Origin of the sequence: Bacillus mexicanus (genome assembly GCF_050445615.1) — a bacterium.
Taxonomy (GTDB): Bacteria; Bacillota; Bacilli; order Bacillales; family Bacillaceae; genus Bacillus; species Bacillus mexicanus.
Genome location: NZ_JBCEYV010000003.1, coordinates 415,442 through 432,537 on the forward strand (window position 1 = coordinate 415,442; position 17,096 = coordinate 432,537).

The following is a 17,096-nucleotide window of genomic DNA, read 5'->3' on the forward strand; positions in this document are numbered from 1 at the left end:
TACAATAAAAAACAATGGGTTAGGTTATTTTTTAAAAAATATTAATAAAATAATTTTAGGAGGAAAAAACAGTGTTAGATTATATTATAAAACTTGGTGTAACAAACTTTCATTTTAACAGTAAAGAAATAACCACAAATGGACTATTTATTCCTATAAAAAGTGAACTTAAAGACGGCCACAGTTTCATAGAGGACGCAATTAATAATGGTGCTATAGCAGCATTATGGGATAGAAAAAACAAAATTCCTGATCATCTTATTGATAAAATAACTTACATCTTCGTTGACGATACTTTAAATGCTTTTCAGAGTCTAGCTTCTGAATATCGCAAAAAAATAAATCCCATAGTAATTGCTATTACAGGATCTAACGGAAAGACAACTACTAAAGAGATGTTGTATTCAGTGTTATCAACAAAATTCAAAGTGCATAAAAATAAAGGGAATTTCAATAATCATCTAGGAGTACCACTAACATTATTATCAATGCCTCTGAAGACAGAAGTTTGCATACTTGAAATGGGAATGAATCATTTAGGAGAAATTAGCGCACTTTCAAATCTTGCTGAACCTAATATTGCCCTTATCACAAACATCGGAGAGTCTCATATAGGCCTTTTAGGTTCTCGAGAAAATATTGCATTAGCAAAGATGGAAATATTAGAGGGGTTAAAGAACGATCACTCTGTTTTTATTGATGGTGATGAACCACTTTTAAAAAGAGTAGATGGCAAAACTATCAGTCAAAAAGAAATATGTATGTTTACGCAAAATGAAAACGGGCTAAGTTTTCATTTCGAAGGTTATAATTATAGTTTACCCACTTTTGGTTTCCATAACGCAAAGAATGCTTTATTTTCAATTAAAGTTGCTATTGAACTAGGGATCTCCCCTACCCTAATTTCTGAGGGATTAAAAAGTTTCATCAATCAGCCATTAAGATTAGAGTATGTTGAATATGATAATAATTCATTTTTGTTAGATTGCTATAATTCTAGTTATTCTTCTATCCAAAGAGGACTAGAAACCTTTTTAACAATAGATATAAATAAAAATAAGATATCAATATTAGGTGATATCTTTGAATTGGGAAATCAATCAAAAAAGACTCATCAAAGCGTAGGGAAACTTATAAGCCATATTAAAGATTGTAAGTTTTTTTTAGTAGGCGGAGAAATGAAAGCTGCATATGACATCTGTAACTCAAACAACAATATTAGATACTTTGAAGATAGCCAAAAGTTAATTGATTATTTACAAAATGAAAAAATTGATAATAGCTTTTTTTACTTAAAGGCTTCAAGAGGAATGAGACTTGAGACTATCTACGAATCATTCTGTAAATTATGACCGGGATGTTTAATACAAAAGCGAATCATATTATGTTATGATTCGCTTTTTATATAATATAAGTCGAGGTTAAACCACTACTCCTTTGGGCCCCTGTTTTGATTATCTTCAATCAAGTATTCTTTAGTTGAATTAGAAAACAATGAATCAAATTGTTTTTTTGCCATAAAATACTTATTTTTCCTTTCATTATACTCCAATTCTTTTTGTTGTGCTTCCAAAATTAAAGATTCTTTTTCTTGTTGCAATTCTTTAAGTTGTTCCTTAAGCCTTTTTAAGTTTTTTTCTATTGTTTGGTCGGGAGTAAAATTCAACATCTGAGAATCAATTTGTGAGATAACCCCGCTTATTTCCTTGTCGTAGTCAACTGATTTACTCTTAAAAAGGTTTTTAAAGCTAAATCCAATTGAGTTACCATTTACTCCCCCTATTTTTTTATGACTTTCTCTTATTACGGCTTGTGTTTTTTCCTCTTGTTTCTTTAGTTGCTTCTGTAGTTCTAAATTCTCTATCTCTATTCCTATCAAAGCAACTTTATTTTCCCAGTCAATAATTGACCTTTTTGCTTGTTCATAAGAGTATTTAAAATTATCAACCTCTTTTTCAAACCTCATAAGCCATATATTTCTTTCAATACTATTTAATTTGTTATTCAATTCTTGTTGATTTGCAGCTAAATCTGGTTCGTTACTTACATTTTGGTTATTCCAACTCCCTCTTCTATGGACAAAACCGCTAGTTGGAATTGTTCCGACACATTTAGCAATGTCTTTTGGCGTTTTCCCAGCTTTGTCAGTTAATACTTCCATTAAACGAAATTTAAAAATTCCTTTATAATCAACTTTATACTGATTCCCAACCTTTATAGGTTCAAAATATTGATCTAAAGAGTGCCTATGCAAATTGTTCCGGAGAGCATAATCTTTCATTCCCAGCATTTCAGCCGCTTGAGGTAAAGAATATGTATCTCGTATATTCAAATTGTCTAAAAAACCATTTTTATATATTTCATCATATAAATTAAGATCCCTGACTTCTTTCATAAGCGGATCATCTGTGAACTTTTCTTCTAAAAAACTTTTCAATTCCTGTTTATCGACCAATTCTCTTCTCCACCTCCACAATCGATTTCCTAATAATAATGATACATAATAATATGATGTATTTCCAATCAAAATCAATCAAATCCAATCAATTTCTGGATAGATTTTTTTTGATTCTGTATTAGTGATTTTAAGTTTAAAACCAATCAAAAGTAATCAACTTCAATCAAATTTAAGAATCGATTATTTTGATCAATCGAGATCAATAATTATTAATTGATTCACCGCATTCAACTGATGACAGTTGATCGATCAATAACAATTGATCGATAATTATCAATCAAAATAAATCAAAAACAATAAATCGTACTTTATTCAAACAATAAAAAGATGTAATTACCAGCAATCACTTTACATCAAAAAAACGATCAATAATTATTGATAATTATCGCAAATGAATAACTCCAATCAAAAAAATAATCAATAAATATCGATCAATTGCAGAAGAGATCAAAAATGTTATTAATAATTATTGATCAAAAATATTGATTTCGAGCGTATAGATTGAAAACCCTTAATATTCGGAAATCAATAATTTGTAATCAATTATTACTCTGAAAATTGATTGGAGTCTGATTTGTTAGGGGGCAAGTTCATAGAAAATCAGAAATGGATCTTTTAAGTTGATGACGGCTATTTTATTTAATATCAGAAAGAAGGAAAGAAAGCATTTTGAAAACGACTCAATCATATCTATGACTATTAATAGCATTAATACAATATATTAATAATATATTAAAACTATAATAAATTATATTGTTATTAAAAGAGCGATTGATTTTAACTACCATTTTTATGATTATGATAGGGTAGGGGAGCTTAGGCTTATTTGAACGTCAATGGCATCTCTTGCAGCTTAACAACAGTCATTGCATATCACACTCTAAATACTCTTAACTAAGATGTTTTTACTGGATTTAATATTTATTCTAAATAAGGATAAAGTTTTGAGTTATACGTGAGGCGAAAGTGTACAAGGTATAATTAACACCTAAATCAATAAAATATATTATTAATACAATATATTATTAATACAATATATTAATAATATATTAAAAATGTAATGTGATTATATAAGCGATATGATGTTAATATATTTAAGTTACAAATAAAAAGATTGCAAAATAAACAGGGGAGCGAAGGGGAGAGAGAAGTCTTTCTTGATCACAAAAAACGCCGCCTAATTTAGCAGCGTTTTTCATTTCATATTTTAGTTTCCGCTTTTTTTACATCAATTGCTTCTATATTATAAAAATCTGGTTTTTCAGTTACTGAATTCATTAACCTATTTGCTTGCGACATTTTTATTTTTTCAAATAAGCTTTTAACCCATCTACCATTTCCATTAATGTTATCGTCATTAAGGCGGCTGATGATCAACTTTTCAACTTCTGCTTCAGCTTCGTCCGTTAAAGTGAAATTATTTTTATTTATTATTGATTTTAATATGCTAATAAGTTCAGCAGAAGAATAATCCTCAAATAAAAATCTCCGTGCAATTCTTGATTGGAATCCAGGATTCGCTTGAAATAATTCATTGATCTCATCTGTATATCCCGCTAGAATAACAACCAAATCATCTACATTATTCTCCATTTCAACTATCAACCTATCAACAGCTTCTCTTCCAAATGTATCTTCCTTGCCTTTGACCATACTATATGCTTCATCAATAAACAAAACACCACCAAGAGCACTGTTAACAATGTTTTTAACCTTTTCAGAAGTTTGTCCCATATATCCCGCAACCAAATCTTTACCAAACACTTCGACAAAATGACCTTTGGACAACATACCATTTCCATTCAAAATTTTTCCTATAATTCTGGCCACAGTGGTTTTACCTACGCCTGGATTACCTTCAAATGTCATATGCAATCTAATAGGGGAGGCGGATCCGCCAATTTCCTGCCTCTTTCTTTCAACAGTAACATAATTAGACCAACTTACTATTTCTTCTTTTATATTGTTTAGCCCAATTAAGTCATTCAATTCCTTCTCAGCTTCCAATTTAATCTGATAAAGTCCTTCTTTATTTTCAATCTTAGTATTATTGATTAACGAAAGAACATCTTCAGGGTCTATAACAGTTAAACTAATTTCGGAATTTTCGGCAATTCTATTCTTATGATTTCTGATTATTTGTTCAGCGAAAACTCTAACATCTCTTGCATTCCCTTGAAGAGCTGCGTTTTTTGCTTTTTTACTCATTAGCATCTTCAATGCGTCAGTGATTTTTGTTGCTACAAATCCCTGATTTTCGATCATTCTCTGAGTGATCAGCGATAATTCAAGTGGTGTATATTGTTCAAAATTAAAAGTTAGAGCAAAACGAGATTTTAGACCAGGATTTTCATTTAAAAGCTCATTAATTTCGTTTTGATATCCTGCAAATACCACCATTAAATCATCTCTGTGATTTTCCATACTTCTCATAATGATTTCTAAAGCTATTTTTCCGTAATCTTCTTGACTCCCGCTTATTCCTTTCAGCATATACGCTTCATCGACAAACAAAATTCCGCCAATAGACCTTTGGATTTTCTCTTTTGTAACTTCCTCAGTACCACCAATCGCAGAAGAAACAAGATCTTCTTTAGATAATTCTATGATTTTTTTCTCAGCAATCATCCCCAAAGACCAAAACAACTCAACTATAATTCTCGCAAATTCAGTTTTTCCCGTACCTGGTGGTCCGACGAATAAAGAATGCAACGAAGATGAATTGATTCTTAGATTAATTTCTTCTAATTTTCGTTCGGCATAAACGTTTTTAATAAAGATGTTTATTTTTTGCTTAACTGCATTCAAACCGATCATATTATTAAGTTTTTTCATCGATTCAACATAAACTTTCATCTTTTCTGGATCTGTTCCACCCATAATTCTAAATTGAAATCGGCTTAAGGCCTCTAGATTCACATTAGGTATTTCTTTATTTTCAACAATAGAGATTTTAGCATCTTCTAAAAATTTTTTAATTAGAGGCTCATCAACAATATAGTTATTAATATCTTCTAAATGATAGGGAATAAATTCTTTTGTTTTGTTATACAATTCAATTATTTGATCTTCTGAATTCATAATTGTAATAGTCTCGCCTTTATAAACATTATCTAGATGGTACAAGTTATTATTATCATCATTTTCGCGGATTGCTAAACCATCTGATAAATGTTTACCACAAACAGTCTGATTATTTTTTTGCAGCCTATAAAAAACATTTCCGAATTCATCTTTATTGATCAGGTAATTTCCATTAAATCTTTCAGGAACACTATACTGTCTTAATAACGGCCTAATACTTTCGTAAAACTCCCGATCTTTTCTAGATAAATCATTCAAGTCTTTTATCTTTTTCCAATTGTATTTTGGTTCTAGTTTCGAAATAAGTTCATAAGCTTCTTTTTCAGTACGAACAAAACTTATTGTTGATTTTCTTAATTTCACTTCATAATAATAATTTGCATCTCGAACAACTTTAAATAGGGGAGCTGTTGTAGATCTCCCAAAATTCAAAATACCCATTGTTTCTCCCTCCATAACCTTTGTATGTTTTTTCATTTTTAATGAAGTGTGTATCGCATATGTTTTAATACAATATATTATTTTATATTACTTTGTAATACAAAATAATATAATGCAATATAGTATATTAAAACTCGAACTTACAATAACTCGTGTTTTCCATCTTGGTATTTAATTATTGTGTCCGAAAGAGAGTATTCTTTTGAAATGTAAATATTTCTCACAACTTTTTCGAAATAATTCAAAGATTCAATGTGATCTTTCCACCCAATATTTTTTAATTTTAATACCAACGCTATTTTATTTGTTGGAAACGCAATATAACAATCTCCAAATCGCATATCCATCCATTCATTTACAAAAAATTGAAAGTGGGACGAATGATTAGTTTTTTCTTCAAAAATATACAAATCAAATAACTCGTTAATCATTAGTTTAGTTTCTTCAATCCAACCCTTTTGCAGAAGATTATTCATAGCATCTTTAAAAACCACACAATCTTCTGGAAGAAAATCATATAATTCTCTGTCAATTGTTTTTGTGAATTTTTCTTCATCTAAAATAACAAGAGCGTTTAAATCCCCGCCTATATTTTTTTTGATAACATTATCTCCAGCTTTCAAGTTATCTATAAATTTGTCAGATCTTATAGTTGGAATCAAATTCCCCTTTAATTCTTCGTAATCATTGCCATTGGTCTGTAAAGACATTAGGCCTTCTTTTTGTGCTTGTATATAATTCAATAAAATTGAGAACTCTCTGGTTTTTAGATATTGATTCCAAATGTTTTCTAATTCCATCTTTAAAATAAGTTCATCAGTCAGTTTAACTTTAAGAACCCAGGGATCACCTTGACTTTCGATTATTGGCAACTTAATAAACTTTGTAATCATATTTTTGAATTCTTGATAATTAATTTCGTTTTTTTTCATTATCTAATTCTCCTTAAATTATCTCTATATTATATATATAAACCAAAACCTAGTAAAAAACCCGCTTGCGTGTTATTTTATTAAAAATAATTGTTCAGTAGGGAATTAATTTTTATTACAGAATAAATTGATAATTGCTTATGTTTTAAATTCAAAGAGGTGTAAATATGAAAGCTCTTGGTTTTATCAAGTTTCTTGGTTCTATATTATTATTAGGAATCATAGCATATGGTGGATACTTTTTGTTTAATCAATACATATGGAAAGCAATCAATCCGGATCCAACAGCAGAAGAACAGTTTGTGAAGGAAGTGAAAAAAATTTCAAACATCGAACATTTTGATGAAAATGCTAGTTTGAATACAAAAAAGCCTTTTGCTATGTTGTTACTTGGAGTAGACGGTGATGATTTTAAATCAAATAGAAGCGACACTATTATGGTTGCAGTAGTAAATCCTGAAAAAAGCAAAGTGTCATTACTTTCTATTCCTCGCGACCTTAGAGTTACAATACCAGGTTACGAAGGGCACGATAAAATAAATGCTGCCTTTGCAAAGGGAGGAGTAGATCTAGCTGCTAAGACTATCGAAAATGAATTTGGAATCTCGCTTGATTATTATGCAACGATAAATTTCAAAGGGTTCCAAGAAATGGTCGATACAATTGGTGGGTTGGAAATTGATGTAGAAAAGGATATCAAGTTTAGTGACCGCATAACACATACTATGTTTACTTTAGAGAAAGGGAAACAAAAGTTAACAGGTATACAAGCTTTAAACTATGCTAGATTTAGAAAAGATGCCGAGGGTGATTACGGAAGAATGAGAAGACAACAGCAAGTAATTAAAGCGATTGTTGACCAAACTATTTCTTTGCGTAATATTCCGAAAATAATCGACATCATAAAAGTAGTTGATAATAATTTCGATTCAAATATAAGTTACAAAGATTTAGGGTTATTAGCCTTGAAAATGAGAAATTTAAATAGCGAAAACATAGAAACAGTAGACTTTAAATCCGGACCAGATATGATCAACGGGGTTTCTTATGTTATTGCCAAAGACGAAGCAATCCAAGAAGTAGGACACAAATTAAATGACTTACTTGAAGAGTAGAATTCTTTTAAGGTTAGATTGAAAAAGCACCTTGTTCGCAGGTGCTTTTTTTTATTGTTTTTTTGAAAAAAAAATATTTTTTTGTATAATCCACTAAACAGGAGGTGTATAGATGCAATTCCATCAAACAGCAGAAGTTATTACAAATGATCATAGATTTCTCACAAATGTTAAAATAGTTGATTACAACCAAGAAAAACAAGAACTTTACACACTTATTCCTAGAAGTTTAACAGGTTCACCCGTCCCATTTTCGACTAACGAAGAATATAACCTTATTTACTCATCATATGAAAGTATACAATTCTTTAAGATATTCTTTAAAAACTTAACTCAATTAGACGGGAAGCCGGTTTATGAATTTTCGGTAAAAGAATACACAGTAGTTGAAAATTTAAGAAAAGAAGAAAGAAAAAGCGTAGAATATCAAGCGGTAGTATCTGACTTTAATCAAATAGGAATTGTAACGATACTCGATATCAGTTATTCAGGTTTAAGGATAGAAACAGACTATGAAATAAAAGCAGAATTTGTTGAAATATTTTTCGACGAAGAGAATGTTCCAAGAAGAGCTATGGGGCAAGTCTGTTGGACAAATTTCGACAAGGAAAGAAAAGTCTACTATCACGGCATTAACCTAAAATATAGATAATTTTTTGTTCAGGCGGTGTATTAAGATGAAATCTTTATATACTAATTACAATGTTAAAAACGGAATAGCTACTTTGATATTCGTAGCCTTATTATATTTTTTATGGCCGGAATTAAGTAGCGCAGTGTTCTTTTTCATACCAATATTTCTTGTGTTTAGTTATTTATACATTTACTTGTTAATTTCATTATTGGTAGATCTTATTTATTATTTAATAAGATACTTTTCAAAAAGAAAATCAATTAAAAGCTAATTGGTTTTCTTTTTTGTTGATAAAGGTTTTTTTATTTGTTGATACAAATAGACAAAAGTAAATAAAAAGAGAAAAACTAATTAATTTTTGAAAGAGGGGATCTCCTTGTCTTGGCTAAAAAAAGACGTTGAATATTTACTTCCCGCTTATCATAGATTACCACTTGCGATTACAAAGGGGCAAGGTTGTTATTTATATGACGACAAAGATAATGCCTACCTAGATATGTTTTCTGGAGTGGGAGTAAATCAACTTGGTTACAATCATCCTATCCTTATAAATACTATTAAGGAACAATCTGTGCAAATAATTCATTCTCCGCTCCACTTTTTTACACCCTCTGCAATAGAATACGCTGAAAAATTATCAGAACTTTCTACAAAAGGGAAAGTTTTTTTTACCACGAGTGGAACAGAGGCAACAGAGGCAGCGTTAAAAATGTTATTCAAGTTTAAAATAAGAACTAACGATGAAAGAAGAAAAATTATTGTTTTAAAAAACAGCTTTCACGGAAGAACTTTTGGATCACTAACTTTCACAAGGCAAGAATCAGTGTACCAAGATTATCCTTCAAACAATTTATTCGATGCAATAGAATGCAGTCCCAATAATATTCGCGAGTTTGAAAATTTATTAAGAAAAGAAAAACCACTTGCATTTATGATGGAACCTGTTTTGGGTTCCGGAGGGATAATTCCAATAGAAGATAGCTTTATCAAAAGAGCTAAACAGCTATGCGAGGAGACAAATACAATATTTGTTGTTGACGAAATACAAACAGGTATGGGAAGAACTGGTCTATTGTTTAGCTACCAAAGCGCCAAAGTTAAACCGGATATCATATTATTCGGGAAAGGAGCAGGAGGAGGAATTCCGCTAGGCGGGGTAATTGCAAATAAAAAAATTTCGGATACTTATAATCCAGGAGATCACGGAACAACCTGGGCAAATCCTCCACTAGCAACAGCTTTAGGATTAACTTTACTAAGAGTGCTAATTAGAAACGACTTTCTAAATGTTAAAGATAAATCGTCAATATTATTAGACGGCTTAAATATTATTAAGAATAAATTTCCTCAAATCATTAAAGAAATACGATACAAGGGTTTGATGTTTGGCATAACTTTAAGTTTTACAAAAAAAGAAGCAAAAGAATTTCAACTTAAACTTTTAAAAAACGGAGTATTAGTTGATATCATACAAGGTAATATTATAAGACTACTACCGCCGTTAATCATAACTGAAAAAGAGATATATCATTTTCTTACTATATTAGATGAAACAATTATTAATCACCAATTAAATTTAACCCAAAGAGCTGCGGAGGTATATTAACTTGAAAGTCATCGTCCAAAAATTCGGAGGAACATCAGTGTCCAACAAAGAGAATAGAAATCATTGCTATGATCATATAAAGAAACAAATAGACAATGGTTATAAAGTTGTAGTTGTTGTATCAGCAATGGGGCGAAAAGGAGAATCTTATGCAACCGATACGCTTTTAAGCCTTGCTCCAAATATCAAGAGAAGAGAAAAAGACCTTTTAATGAATACAGGCGAATTAATTTCAGCCTGTGTATTTTCCAGTGAGTTAAATGAATTAGAAATTTCTAATACTGTTCTGACAGGCGGGCAAGCTGGCATTATAACGAACAATTTTTATAACGAAGCCGCAATAACTGAACTTAGACCCGAGCGAATTTATAACGAATTAAAAAAAATTGATGTTGTAGTCGTAACAGGGTTTCAAGGACAAACAAAGCAGAATGAGATAACAACTTTAGGTAGAGGGGGTAGCGACACTTCTGCCACAGCTCTCGGCGCATCCATCAACGCTGAATACGTCGATATTTTCACCGATGTCGAAGGAGTAATGACAGCCGATCCTCGTATTGTAAAAGATGCACAAATCTTGTGCAAAACAACATATAACGAAATATGCAATTTAGCTTATATGGGAGCAAAAGTAATTCACCCAAGAGCAGTAGAAATAGCAATGCAATATAATATTCCCATTAGAGTGAGATCAACCTTTTCTGATAACGAAGGTACATTGATTACTAATCAATGCGAATTAGATAGCAAAAACAAGCGCAACAACCAACAATATTTAACGGGAATTACTCAAACAGACGAGATCATTCAATTCACTGTTGATTGTAAAACGTCTTATTCCATTCAAAACGAATTATTTAGCGAACTTGAAAAAAGTAATATTTCATTAGATTTGATAAATATAACTGAAGATAAAGTTTCATTTACTGTTCAATCTTGTAAATCAAAAAAAGTTGGTTCGATATTAAAAAACCTAAATCTAACCTTTCAATCCAGAAATGATGTTACTAAAATCTCATTAGTAGGGGCTAGCATAACAGGAGTTCCAGGTATTATTAGAAAAGTCGTACAAACTTTGTATACAAGGAATATACCAATTTTCCAAACAACTGACTCCCATACAACGATATGGATTCTAGTTCCATCATCAGATTCAGTATCCGCAATAAATGAACTTCACCGAGCATTTGAATTACACGTTCCTATTGTCAGGTAATATAAAATCCTCCAATTAACCTTGACCCCGCCTTGGTACGGTTTTTCTTCATAAGTAAGAGGTAAATATAAATCAATGATTAAATAACATACTAAGTATTTAATTTCAAAAAAGAGGGGATAAGAATGAATTATCCAATTTTAATTAATTCAAAGCATAATCTCTCGACTCTAGAAATAAAAAGATATGTAGAATCTTTCGGTAAACATAAAGTAACCTTTAGCCAAGTCAATAAATTTGAACTTCATTCACACCATTTATATGAAGATCGGTTAGAAATTGTACTACTATGGAACATTTCGCAAGAACCAGATAAAAAAGAACGATTTTATTTCCCAAGAAACAAACATCAGTTAGATGCTTTTGAGAAACAAAATATCATCCATTACAAATGCGGAGAAATTCAAAAGTTCTCATCTGAAAGTAAATTTAACATTCCATCAGAAAAATGTTATCAATTGTTTCACAATAAAGTTAGAACCGATAGAAAACCTTTAGGAAAAAAAGATTACAAATATTTTGAGTACACCTGCAAAGATAGCATTAAAACAACAACTGATATTGACACTGATTTTTTCTCCAAAGAGATGGATAATTACAAACTTTTTTATGAATTTATAAAAAGACAAAATCAGTACGATGTTAAAAAGTAAGACCGCCTTATTAGGCGGTCTTTTTATATTCTTTAGTTTTGTTGCCAATATTAATACCTAAAAGCGGTCTCATCTATATCTTCGATCAACTTCTTATGTATCTTCTCAGACAAAATCGTTCTTTGTCGATTAACCCAATTGTCATCCACATTTTTATTAAAAGTCTTACTGAAAGAATAATACAAATCAATTTGTCTATATAAAGTTTCTAGTTCATCTAGTTCTCCATCTTGGATAATATCCGGCCGTGTATATTGAATTTCCTTGATTAATGTTTCTGTTAAATACTTATTCCAAATTTTTAAAAGATATTCGTTCTTGAAATCAAACGGTATATGTATAGCCTTATATAACTGTTCTTCACTCAATATTCCATTTAATTTTTCATCAACTTCATCAATTAAAATGAGTTGTTCATCTATAGCCGCTTTTTTAATATAAGGTATTTCAGTAGCATACGTTAACCAATAAATAAGTTTTTCTTTTAGGGTTCCAACATTAATGGACAAGAGTACCTCTTTATTTGGTTTTATAAATAAAGTTGATATAATTTCATCTTTCTTTTTCAATTGACCACTTATTTTTTCTTTATCTTTGAAACTATTGACATACCCTTCAGGATATATACCTTGGCGACCAGCTCTTCCCGAAATCTGTTTAACTTCTTGATCAATCAATTCTCGCGGGGAATTCCCGTCGAATTTTTCTGTTTCAAGAAACACAATTCGTTTAATAGGTAAATTTATTCCCATACCTATAGCATCAGTCGAGACTACAACCTTAGTATCACCATCAATAAACTGTTTCACTTGTTTTCTTCTAGTTCCAGGAGGAAGATTCCCATATATAACACTAGCTTTTATATTCACTTTACTTAGAATCGATGCAACTTCTAATGCTTTATTACGAGTAAAAACAATTAAAGCGTCTCCTTGTTTTACATCTTCGGGGAATGAGAAATTTTCCTTTTCGAATATTAGAGGTGTATTTCTATTATGTTTTATAACTTCAACTTCGTCACCACAATCAGTAATTATTTTTTTAAGTATTGGAACAGCGTTAACAGAACAACATATATGAATTTCTTTGGCAAATAAACCTAATACAGCTCTTGTCCAGGATGCCCCTCTTATTGGATCTCCAATTAATTGTCCTTCATCAATGATAGCTAAATCATAACAGGTGTCAAAGTCCGCTTTTTCAATTGTTGAAGCAATATGAGTTGAAAAAGGAACTTCTATTTCTTCTTCTCCGGTTTTCAAGGAACAGGGCACTTCCTCCATATTTAATTTTTCAAATACCTCCACAGCGAGCAACCTAAGAGGAGCTAGGTAAATACCTGTTTCATTCATTTTTAACTTTTCCAACGATTCATAGGTCTTTCCAGCATTGGTAGGTCCAGAATGGATTATAAATTTTCTTTTAATTGATCTTGCAAGAGGATAGTCATTCTTTGGATGACTTGACATTTTCCTTTTGAACTCAGAATGATATATTTTTTCAATGAGTTTTTCTTTTTGAATTATTCCACTTACCCCTAAAACCAAAAATACTTTAGGATCATCTTTATAATTATTAATTAAGTCTTCATATTCAATTTCTATAGGATATCTATTCTTATAATTAAGAAAAACTGATCTGAAAAACTCTTCAATTTTGTCTTGGTAAATTGATATTTTTTTATCATTTTCTAATTTTAAATGACGCATTTTTTTATTTAAAACCAACTGTTGATTAAAGATTTGTTCGAATTTTATTCTTAATTCATTTTCTATATTTAAACAGTCATCATCATTACATTTCCAATTTTCTAGCAATTCATCTATTTCTTGTAACTTTCTTTCGATTTTTCTTTGTATTTTCATCATCGAATGACCACCACCAAATGCACAGTAAGTTTTTAAATACTTTCTTTATCCTTTTTATAACCCCTTCATTTTCTATTTTTTTACTTGGCTCGGGCCAACAAGAAGGGTAATGCTATCTTTATACAAATAAATATGTGTCAGTCTAATGTGGTCACTTTGAAAATACAAATATAACGAGAAGATTCAAAAAAACCCGAAAAAAAATCTCACGGGAAATCTATTTAGAGGTGTTTATAATGACAAAACGATATAATGTTGCAGTTGTAGGAGCAACAGGTGCTGTTGGCCAAAAAATGATAGAAACCTTAGAAAGAAGGAATTTTCCCATTGATAAGTTGAAGCTTTTAGCTTCATCCAAATCAGTTGGGAAAACTTTAACTTATAAAGAAAAATTAGTTGTTGTAGAAGAATTAACGGAAAGATCATTTGAAGGAATAGATATTGCTCTTTTTTCAGCCGGCGGCAGCATTTCTAAAAAGTTTGCCCCATATGCTGTTAAAAGTGGAGCTGTTGTTATCGATAATACTAGCCATTTTAGAATGAAAGAAGATGTTCCGTTAGTAGTACCAGAAGTGAACCCAGAAGACATTTTCAAACATAAAGGTATTATTGCTAACCCTAATTGTTCAACCATACAAATGGTTTTATCTCTTAAACCTGTTTTGGATAATTATGGTTTAAATCGTGTAGTAGTCTCGACATACCAAGCTGTTTCAGGCACCGGGAAAAAGGCTATCGAAGAATTAAAAGATCAAACATCCGCATTTCTAAAAAAAGAGAACTATTCACCTAGAGTTTATAATCATCCAATTAGCTTTAATGTAATACCTCAAATAGACTCATTCGAAGATAACGGATTTACAAAAGAAGAAATGAAAATGATTAATGAAACAAAAAAGATAATGCACGATAACAATATCGAAGTTAACGCAACTTGCGTTCGAATACCGGTGTTTGTGGGACATAGCGAATCGGTTTATATCGAGACTGAAAAAGAAATTAACGAAAATGACTTAAGGGCACTTTGGAACTCTTTTGACGGCCTCAAAGTTATTGATGATCCAAAAGAACAAATGTATCCAATGCCAAGAAATTCAGAAGGTGTTTTTGATACTACGGTAGGAAGACTTAGAAAAGATATTTACAAAGAAAACGCAGCATCTTATTGGGTTGTTTCGGACAACTTATTAAAAGGGGCAGCATTAAATGCAGTTCAAATAGCAGAAAATTTAATTACTAGATTTTGAACTACTCGGCACTAAAGTATCGAGATTCCTGCGAACACCAAACTTAGCCAATCGGTTTTCCTTTTTGCCATAGATTTTAGTTATTTTATCAGGATACACCGTTGTTTCCAGCGGCAATAAGTCATAAACCTTCGTTTTTCATATTCATTTGCAGCGTTGATATCACGATCGTGAACACAGCCGAACTCGATACAAGTCCAGGTCCTGATGTAACGTAATTTCGGTCCGCCCTGTTGGCCACAATTGCTACAAATCTGACTAGAAGAAAATCATCTATCAATTTTGATGATTATTTTTCGGTGTTCTACCGAACTATCATAAAAAAAGACGAGAATATATCTCGTCTTTTTTTATTTATTTATTCACTTTAAAACCGCCAGATGTGTATTTTCGTTTTTTAATTCTCGTCTCAAGTTTATCAATCGCAAGAACAAGCGCACTATAAAAATCATAGTTTATTTGCTTTGAATGCACCCTCAAATTATTGTCAACAACAATAGTTATATCAACTTCTGTGCTACGCTGAAATTTTGTTACTGAAACCTTGACTGTTAATTGTTCACTTTCAAAGTACTTTTGCAGAGTGTTAATCTTATCAATAACAATTTCTTTGTTGAACTCCGATAATTCAAAATTATGTCCTCTAAATTGTATCTTCACAGTTTTTCCCCTTTTATTAACCGGTTATGTTGAATGTATAGGCATTATATTTTTCTTTAGCTTCTAAAAACAATTATCTAAGTCAGTAAAAATTAATAATTGTTTCTAATTTTATTTAATTTCTGAGTATACTTATACCAATTAAATATAAAGGGAGGCATTAGGTTGAAACTTACAGAGTTAACATTCGATGATCTAAAGTTTAATTCTTTTTTAAATAGATACAACCTAGAAATAAGGGAAGAGGACACTATAGCTGATGCTATTTTTCGTTTTTTGTTCTCTGATAACTCAGTCATTCACTTAGAAGGAAGCGATATTACACCTCAGTATATAAAAGAGACATATTTAACAAAATTAAAGAAACAAATTTCAAAGGGGGCACCAATTGATTTTTTCCTTACCGCATTTTCCCCAAAGTTTAAAAAGCAAGAAGTATCCAACGGTAGATACGAACCTGATATAGCAGAGTATATTACATTAGTTCATTTGCAGATGATAGCCAAAGCAATAAGAGAGATATATCCTTATAATTTCCGCTTTATCATTGCTTTCAAAGGCGATTTATATGAGAGGGTAGGGGGATGGTCCAAAGAAGAACTCGACACAACTTTCAATATTGTTCGAGAGTTCAACCTTGCAGCAGAGAAACTTACTGGAACAAGAAACTCTGTTGTACTTAATCGCTGGCCAGAAATGTTTGGTGATTCATTAGGAGAATTTGAAACAAGATGGACTCTTAAAACAGAACATTATTATCGATTATGGTCAGATAAAAAAGCTCCTTATTTTAACCAAATAGAAAATTGGAAAGATGATTTCCTTCCATTGATGGACGTAGATCAGACTTATAACGAAATTATTGATTTCTTTTTAACAAAAGAAGGGTGCCGAATACGCGCATTTAATAATCTAATTTTTAGAGAAGGGAAAGCACTGGATTTACTTCAAAAACAACACCCTAATCTCTTGATAGCCCACACTACAAAAAGAAGCAAATTCTTCAACATACTGTTAAATCCGCATTTTCAAACAAGAACACATTCAAAGATAACAATATTCGATAACAATTGGGAAATGGTGCCCTGGTTGGATATGAAGAATAAAAAAATTTCCCCAGTGTTTTTCGAAGAATATAATTTCCCAATGTTCTTCAAAAAAGCTAAAAAGACCGAAATTTGA

Annotated in this window: 14 protein-coding genes; 8 read left to right on the plus strand and 6 right to left on the minus strand. The window is 30.9% G+C overall.

Features of this window, described 5'->3' with window-relative positions:
• Positions 1 to 71 precede the first annotated feature (71 nt).
• Positions 72 to 1,352 (plus strand): UDP-N-acetylmuramoyl-tripeptide--D-alanyl-D-alanine ligase, encoded by a 1,281-nt coding sequence (locus tag AAGG74_RS17310; RefSeq protein ID WP_429676448.1) that lies wholly within the window; start codon positions 72 to 74, stop codon positions 1,350 to 1,352.
• A 77-nt stretch (positions 1,353 to 1,429) separates the two neighbouring features.
• Here the strand turns inward: AAGG74_RS17310 and AAGG74_RS17315 are convergent, their stop codons facing one another.
• The 3 genes from AAGG74_RS17315 to AAGG74_RS17325 all read right to left on the minus strand — a co-directional run bounded on the left by AAGG74_RS17315 (position 1,430) and on the right by AAGG74_RS17325 (position 6,915).
• Positions 1,430 to 2,455 (minus strand): coiled-coil domain-containing protein, encoded by a 1,026-nt coding sequence (locus tag AAGG74_RS17315; RefSeq protein ID WP_429676449.1) that lies wholly within the window; start codon positions 2,453 to 2,455, stop codon positions 1,430 to 1,432.
• Between the two features lie 1,203 nt (positions 2,456 to 3,658).
• On the minus strand, positions 3,659 to 5,983 hold the full coding sequence (locus tag AAGG74_RS17320) for an AAA family ATPase (protein WP_429676450.1): 2,325 nt from the start codon (positions 5,981 to 5,983) through the stop codon (positions 3,659 to 3,661).
• A 140-nt stretch (positions 5,984 to 6,123) separates the two neighbouring features.
• Positions 6,124 to 6,915: a hypothetical protein gene (locus tag AAGG74_RS17325; protein ID WP_429676451.1), complete on the minus strand. Its 792-nt coding sequence runs from the start codon at positions 6,913 to 6,915 to the stop codon at positions 6,124 to 6,126.
• A gap of 167 nt (positions 6,916 to 7,082) precedes the next feature.
• On the opposite strand from AAGG74_RS17325, the gene AAGG74_RS17330 reads away from it, so the two are divergent.
• From AAGG74_RS17330 to AAGG74_RS17350, 5 genes are all read left to right on the plus strand, one after another.
• Entirely contained in the window at positions 7,083 to 8,030 is a 948-nt protein-coding gene (locus AAGG74_RS17330) for an LCP family protein (protein WP_429676452.1), read from the plus strand.
• A gap of 112 nt (positions 8,031 to 8,142) precedes the next feature.
• Complete coding sequence (locus AAGG74_RS17335; RefSeq protein WP_429676453.1) at positions 8,143 to 8,682, plus strand: PilZ domain-containing protein; 540 nt, start codon at positions 8,143 to 8,145, stop codon at positions 8,680 to 8,682.
• Positions 8,683 to 9,040: 358 nt separating this feature from the next.
• Positions 9,041 to 10,270 carry an aspartate aminotransferase family protein gene (locus AAGG74_RS17340; RefSeq protein WP_429676454.1) on the plus strand — a complete coding sequence of 410 codons (1,230 nt, stop codon included), beginning with the start codon at positions 9,041 to 9,043 and terminating at the stop codon, positions 10,268 to 10,270.
• A 1-nt stretch (position 10,271) separates the two neighbouring features.
• The gene (gene dapG / locus AAGG74_RS17345; RefSeq protein ID WP_429676455.1) at positions 10,272 to 11,486 is read left to right on the plus strand and encodes an aspartate kinase; all 1,215 of its coding nucleotides are present in this window, start codon (positions 10,272 to 10,274) and stop codon (positions 11,484 to 11,486) included.
• A gap of 125 nt (positions 11,487 to 11,611) precedes the next feature.
• Positions 11,612 to 12,139 (plus strand): hypothetical protein, encoded by a 528-nt coding sequence (locus tag AAGG74_RS17350; protein ID WP_429676457.1) that lies wholly within the window; start codon positions 11,612 to 11,614, stop codon positions 12,137 to 12,139.
• Between the two features lie 50 nt (positions 12,140 to 12,189).
• On the opposite strand, the gene AAGG74_RS17355 is transcribed toward AAGG74_RS17350, so the two are convergent.
• A complete protein-coding gene (locus AAGG74_RS17355) occupies positions 12,190 to 14,007 on the minus strand; it encodes a helicase-related protein (protein WP_429676458.1) in 1,818 nt (605 codons plus the stop codon).
• A gap of 236 nt (positions 14,008 to 14,243) precedes the next feature.
• Between AAGG74_RS17355 and AAGG74_RS17360 the strand changes: the two genes are divergently transcribed.
• On the plus strand, positions 14,244 to 15,254 hold the full coding sequence (locus tag AAGG74_RS17360; RefSeq protein ID WP_429676460.1) for an aspartate-semialdehyde dehydrogenase: 1,011 nt from the start codon (positions 14,244 to 14,246) through the stop codon (positions 15,252 to 15,254).
• A gap of 80 nt (positions 15,255 to 15,334) precedes the next feature.
• Here AAGG74_RS17360 and AAGG74_RS17365 read toward each other — a convergent pair whose 3' ends face one another.
• Entirely contained in the window at positions 15,335 to 15,508 is a 174-nt protein-coding gene (locus tag AAGG74_RS17365; protein ID WP_429676864.1) for a zinc ribbon domain-containing protein, read from the minus strand.
• Positions 15,509 to 15,608: 100 nt separating this feature from the next.
• Entirely contained in the window at positions 15,609 to 15,914 is a 306-nt protein-coding gene (gene hpf / locus AAGG74_RS17370; RefSeq protein ID WP_429676462.1) for a ribosome hibernation-promoting factor, HPF/YfiA family, read from the minus strand.
• Between the two features lie 165 nt (positions 15,915 to 16,079).
• Between hpf and AAGG74_RS17375 the strand changes: the two genes are divergently transcribed.
• Complete coding sequence (locus tag AAGG74_RS17375) at positions 16,080 to 17,096, plus strand: L-tyrosine/L-tryptophan isonitrile synthase family protein (protein WP_429676463.1); 1,017 nt, start codon at positions 16,080 to 16,082, stop codon at positions 17,094 to 17,096.

Coding starts and splice junctions, on each gene's coding strand:
- AAGG74_RS17320 (WP_429676450.1), bottom strand. CDS start 5,983: ATGGGTATTTTGAATTTTGGGAGATCTACAACAGCTCCCCTATTTAAA.
- AAGG74_RS17325 (WP_429676451.1), bottom strand. CDS start 6,915: ATGAAAAAAAACGAAATTAATTATCAAGAATTCAAAAATATGATTACA.
- AAGG74_RS17330 (WP_429676452.1), top strand. CDS start 7,083: ATGAAAGCTCTTGGTTTTATCAAGTTTCTTGGTTCTATATTATTATTA.
- AAGG74_RS17335 (WP_429676453.1), top strand. CDS start 8,143: ATGCAATTCCATCAAACAGCAGAAGTTATTACAAATGATCATAGATTT.
- AAGG74_RS17350 (WP_429676457.1), top strand. CDS start 11,612: ATGAATTATCCAATTTTAATTAATTCAAAGCATAATCTCTCGACTCTA.
- AAGG74_RS17355 (WP_429676458.1), bottom strand. CDS start 14,007: ATGATGAAAATACAAAGAAAAATCGAAAGAAAGTTACAAGAAATAGAT.
- AAGG74_RS17360 (WP_429676460.1), top strand. CDS start 14,244: ATGACAAAACGATATAATGTTGCAGTTGTAGGAGCAACAGGTGCTGTT.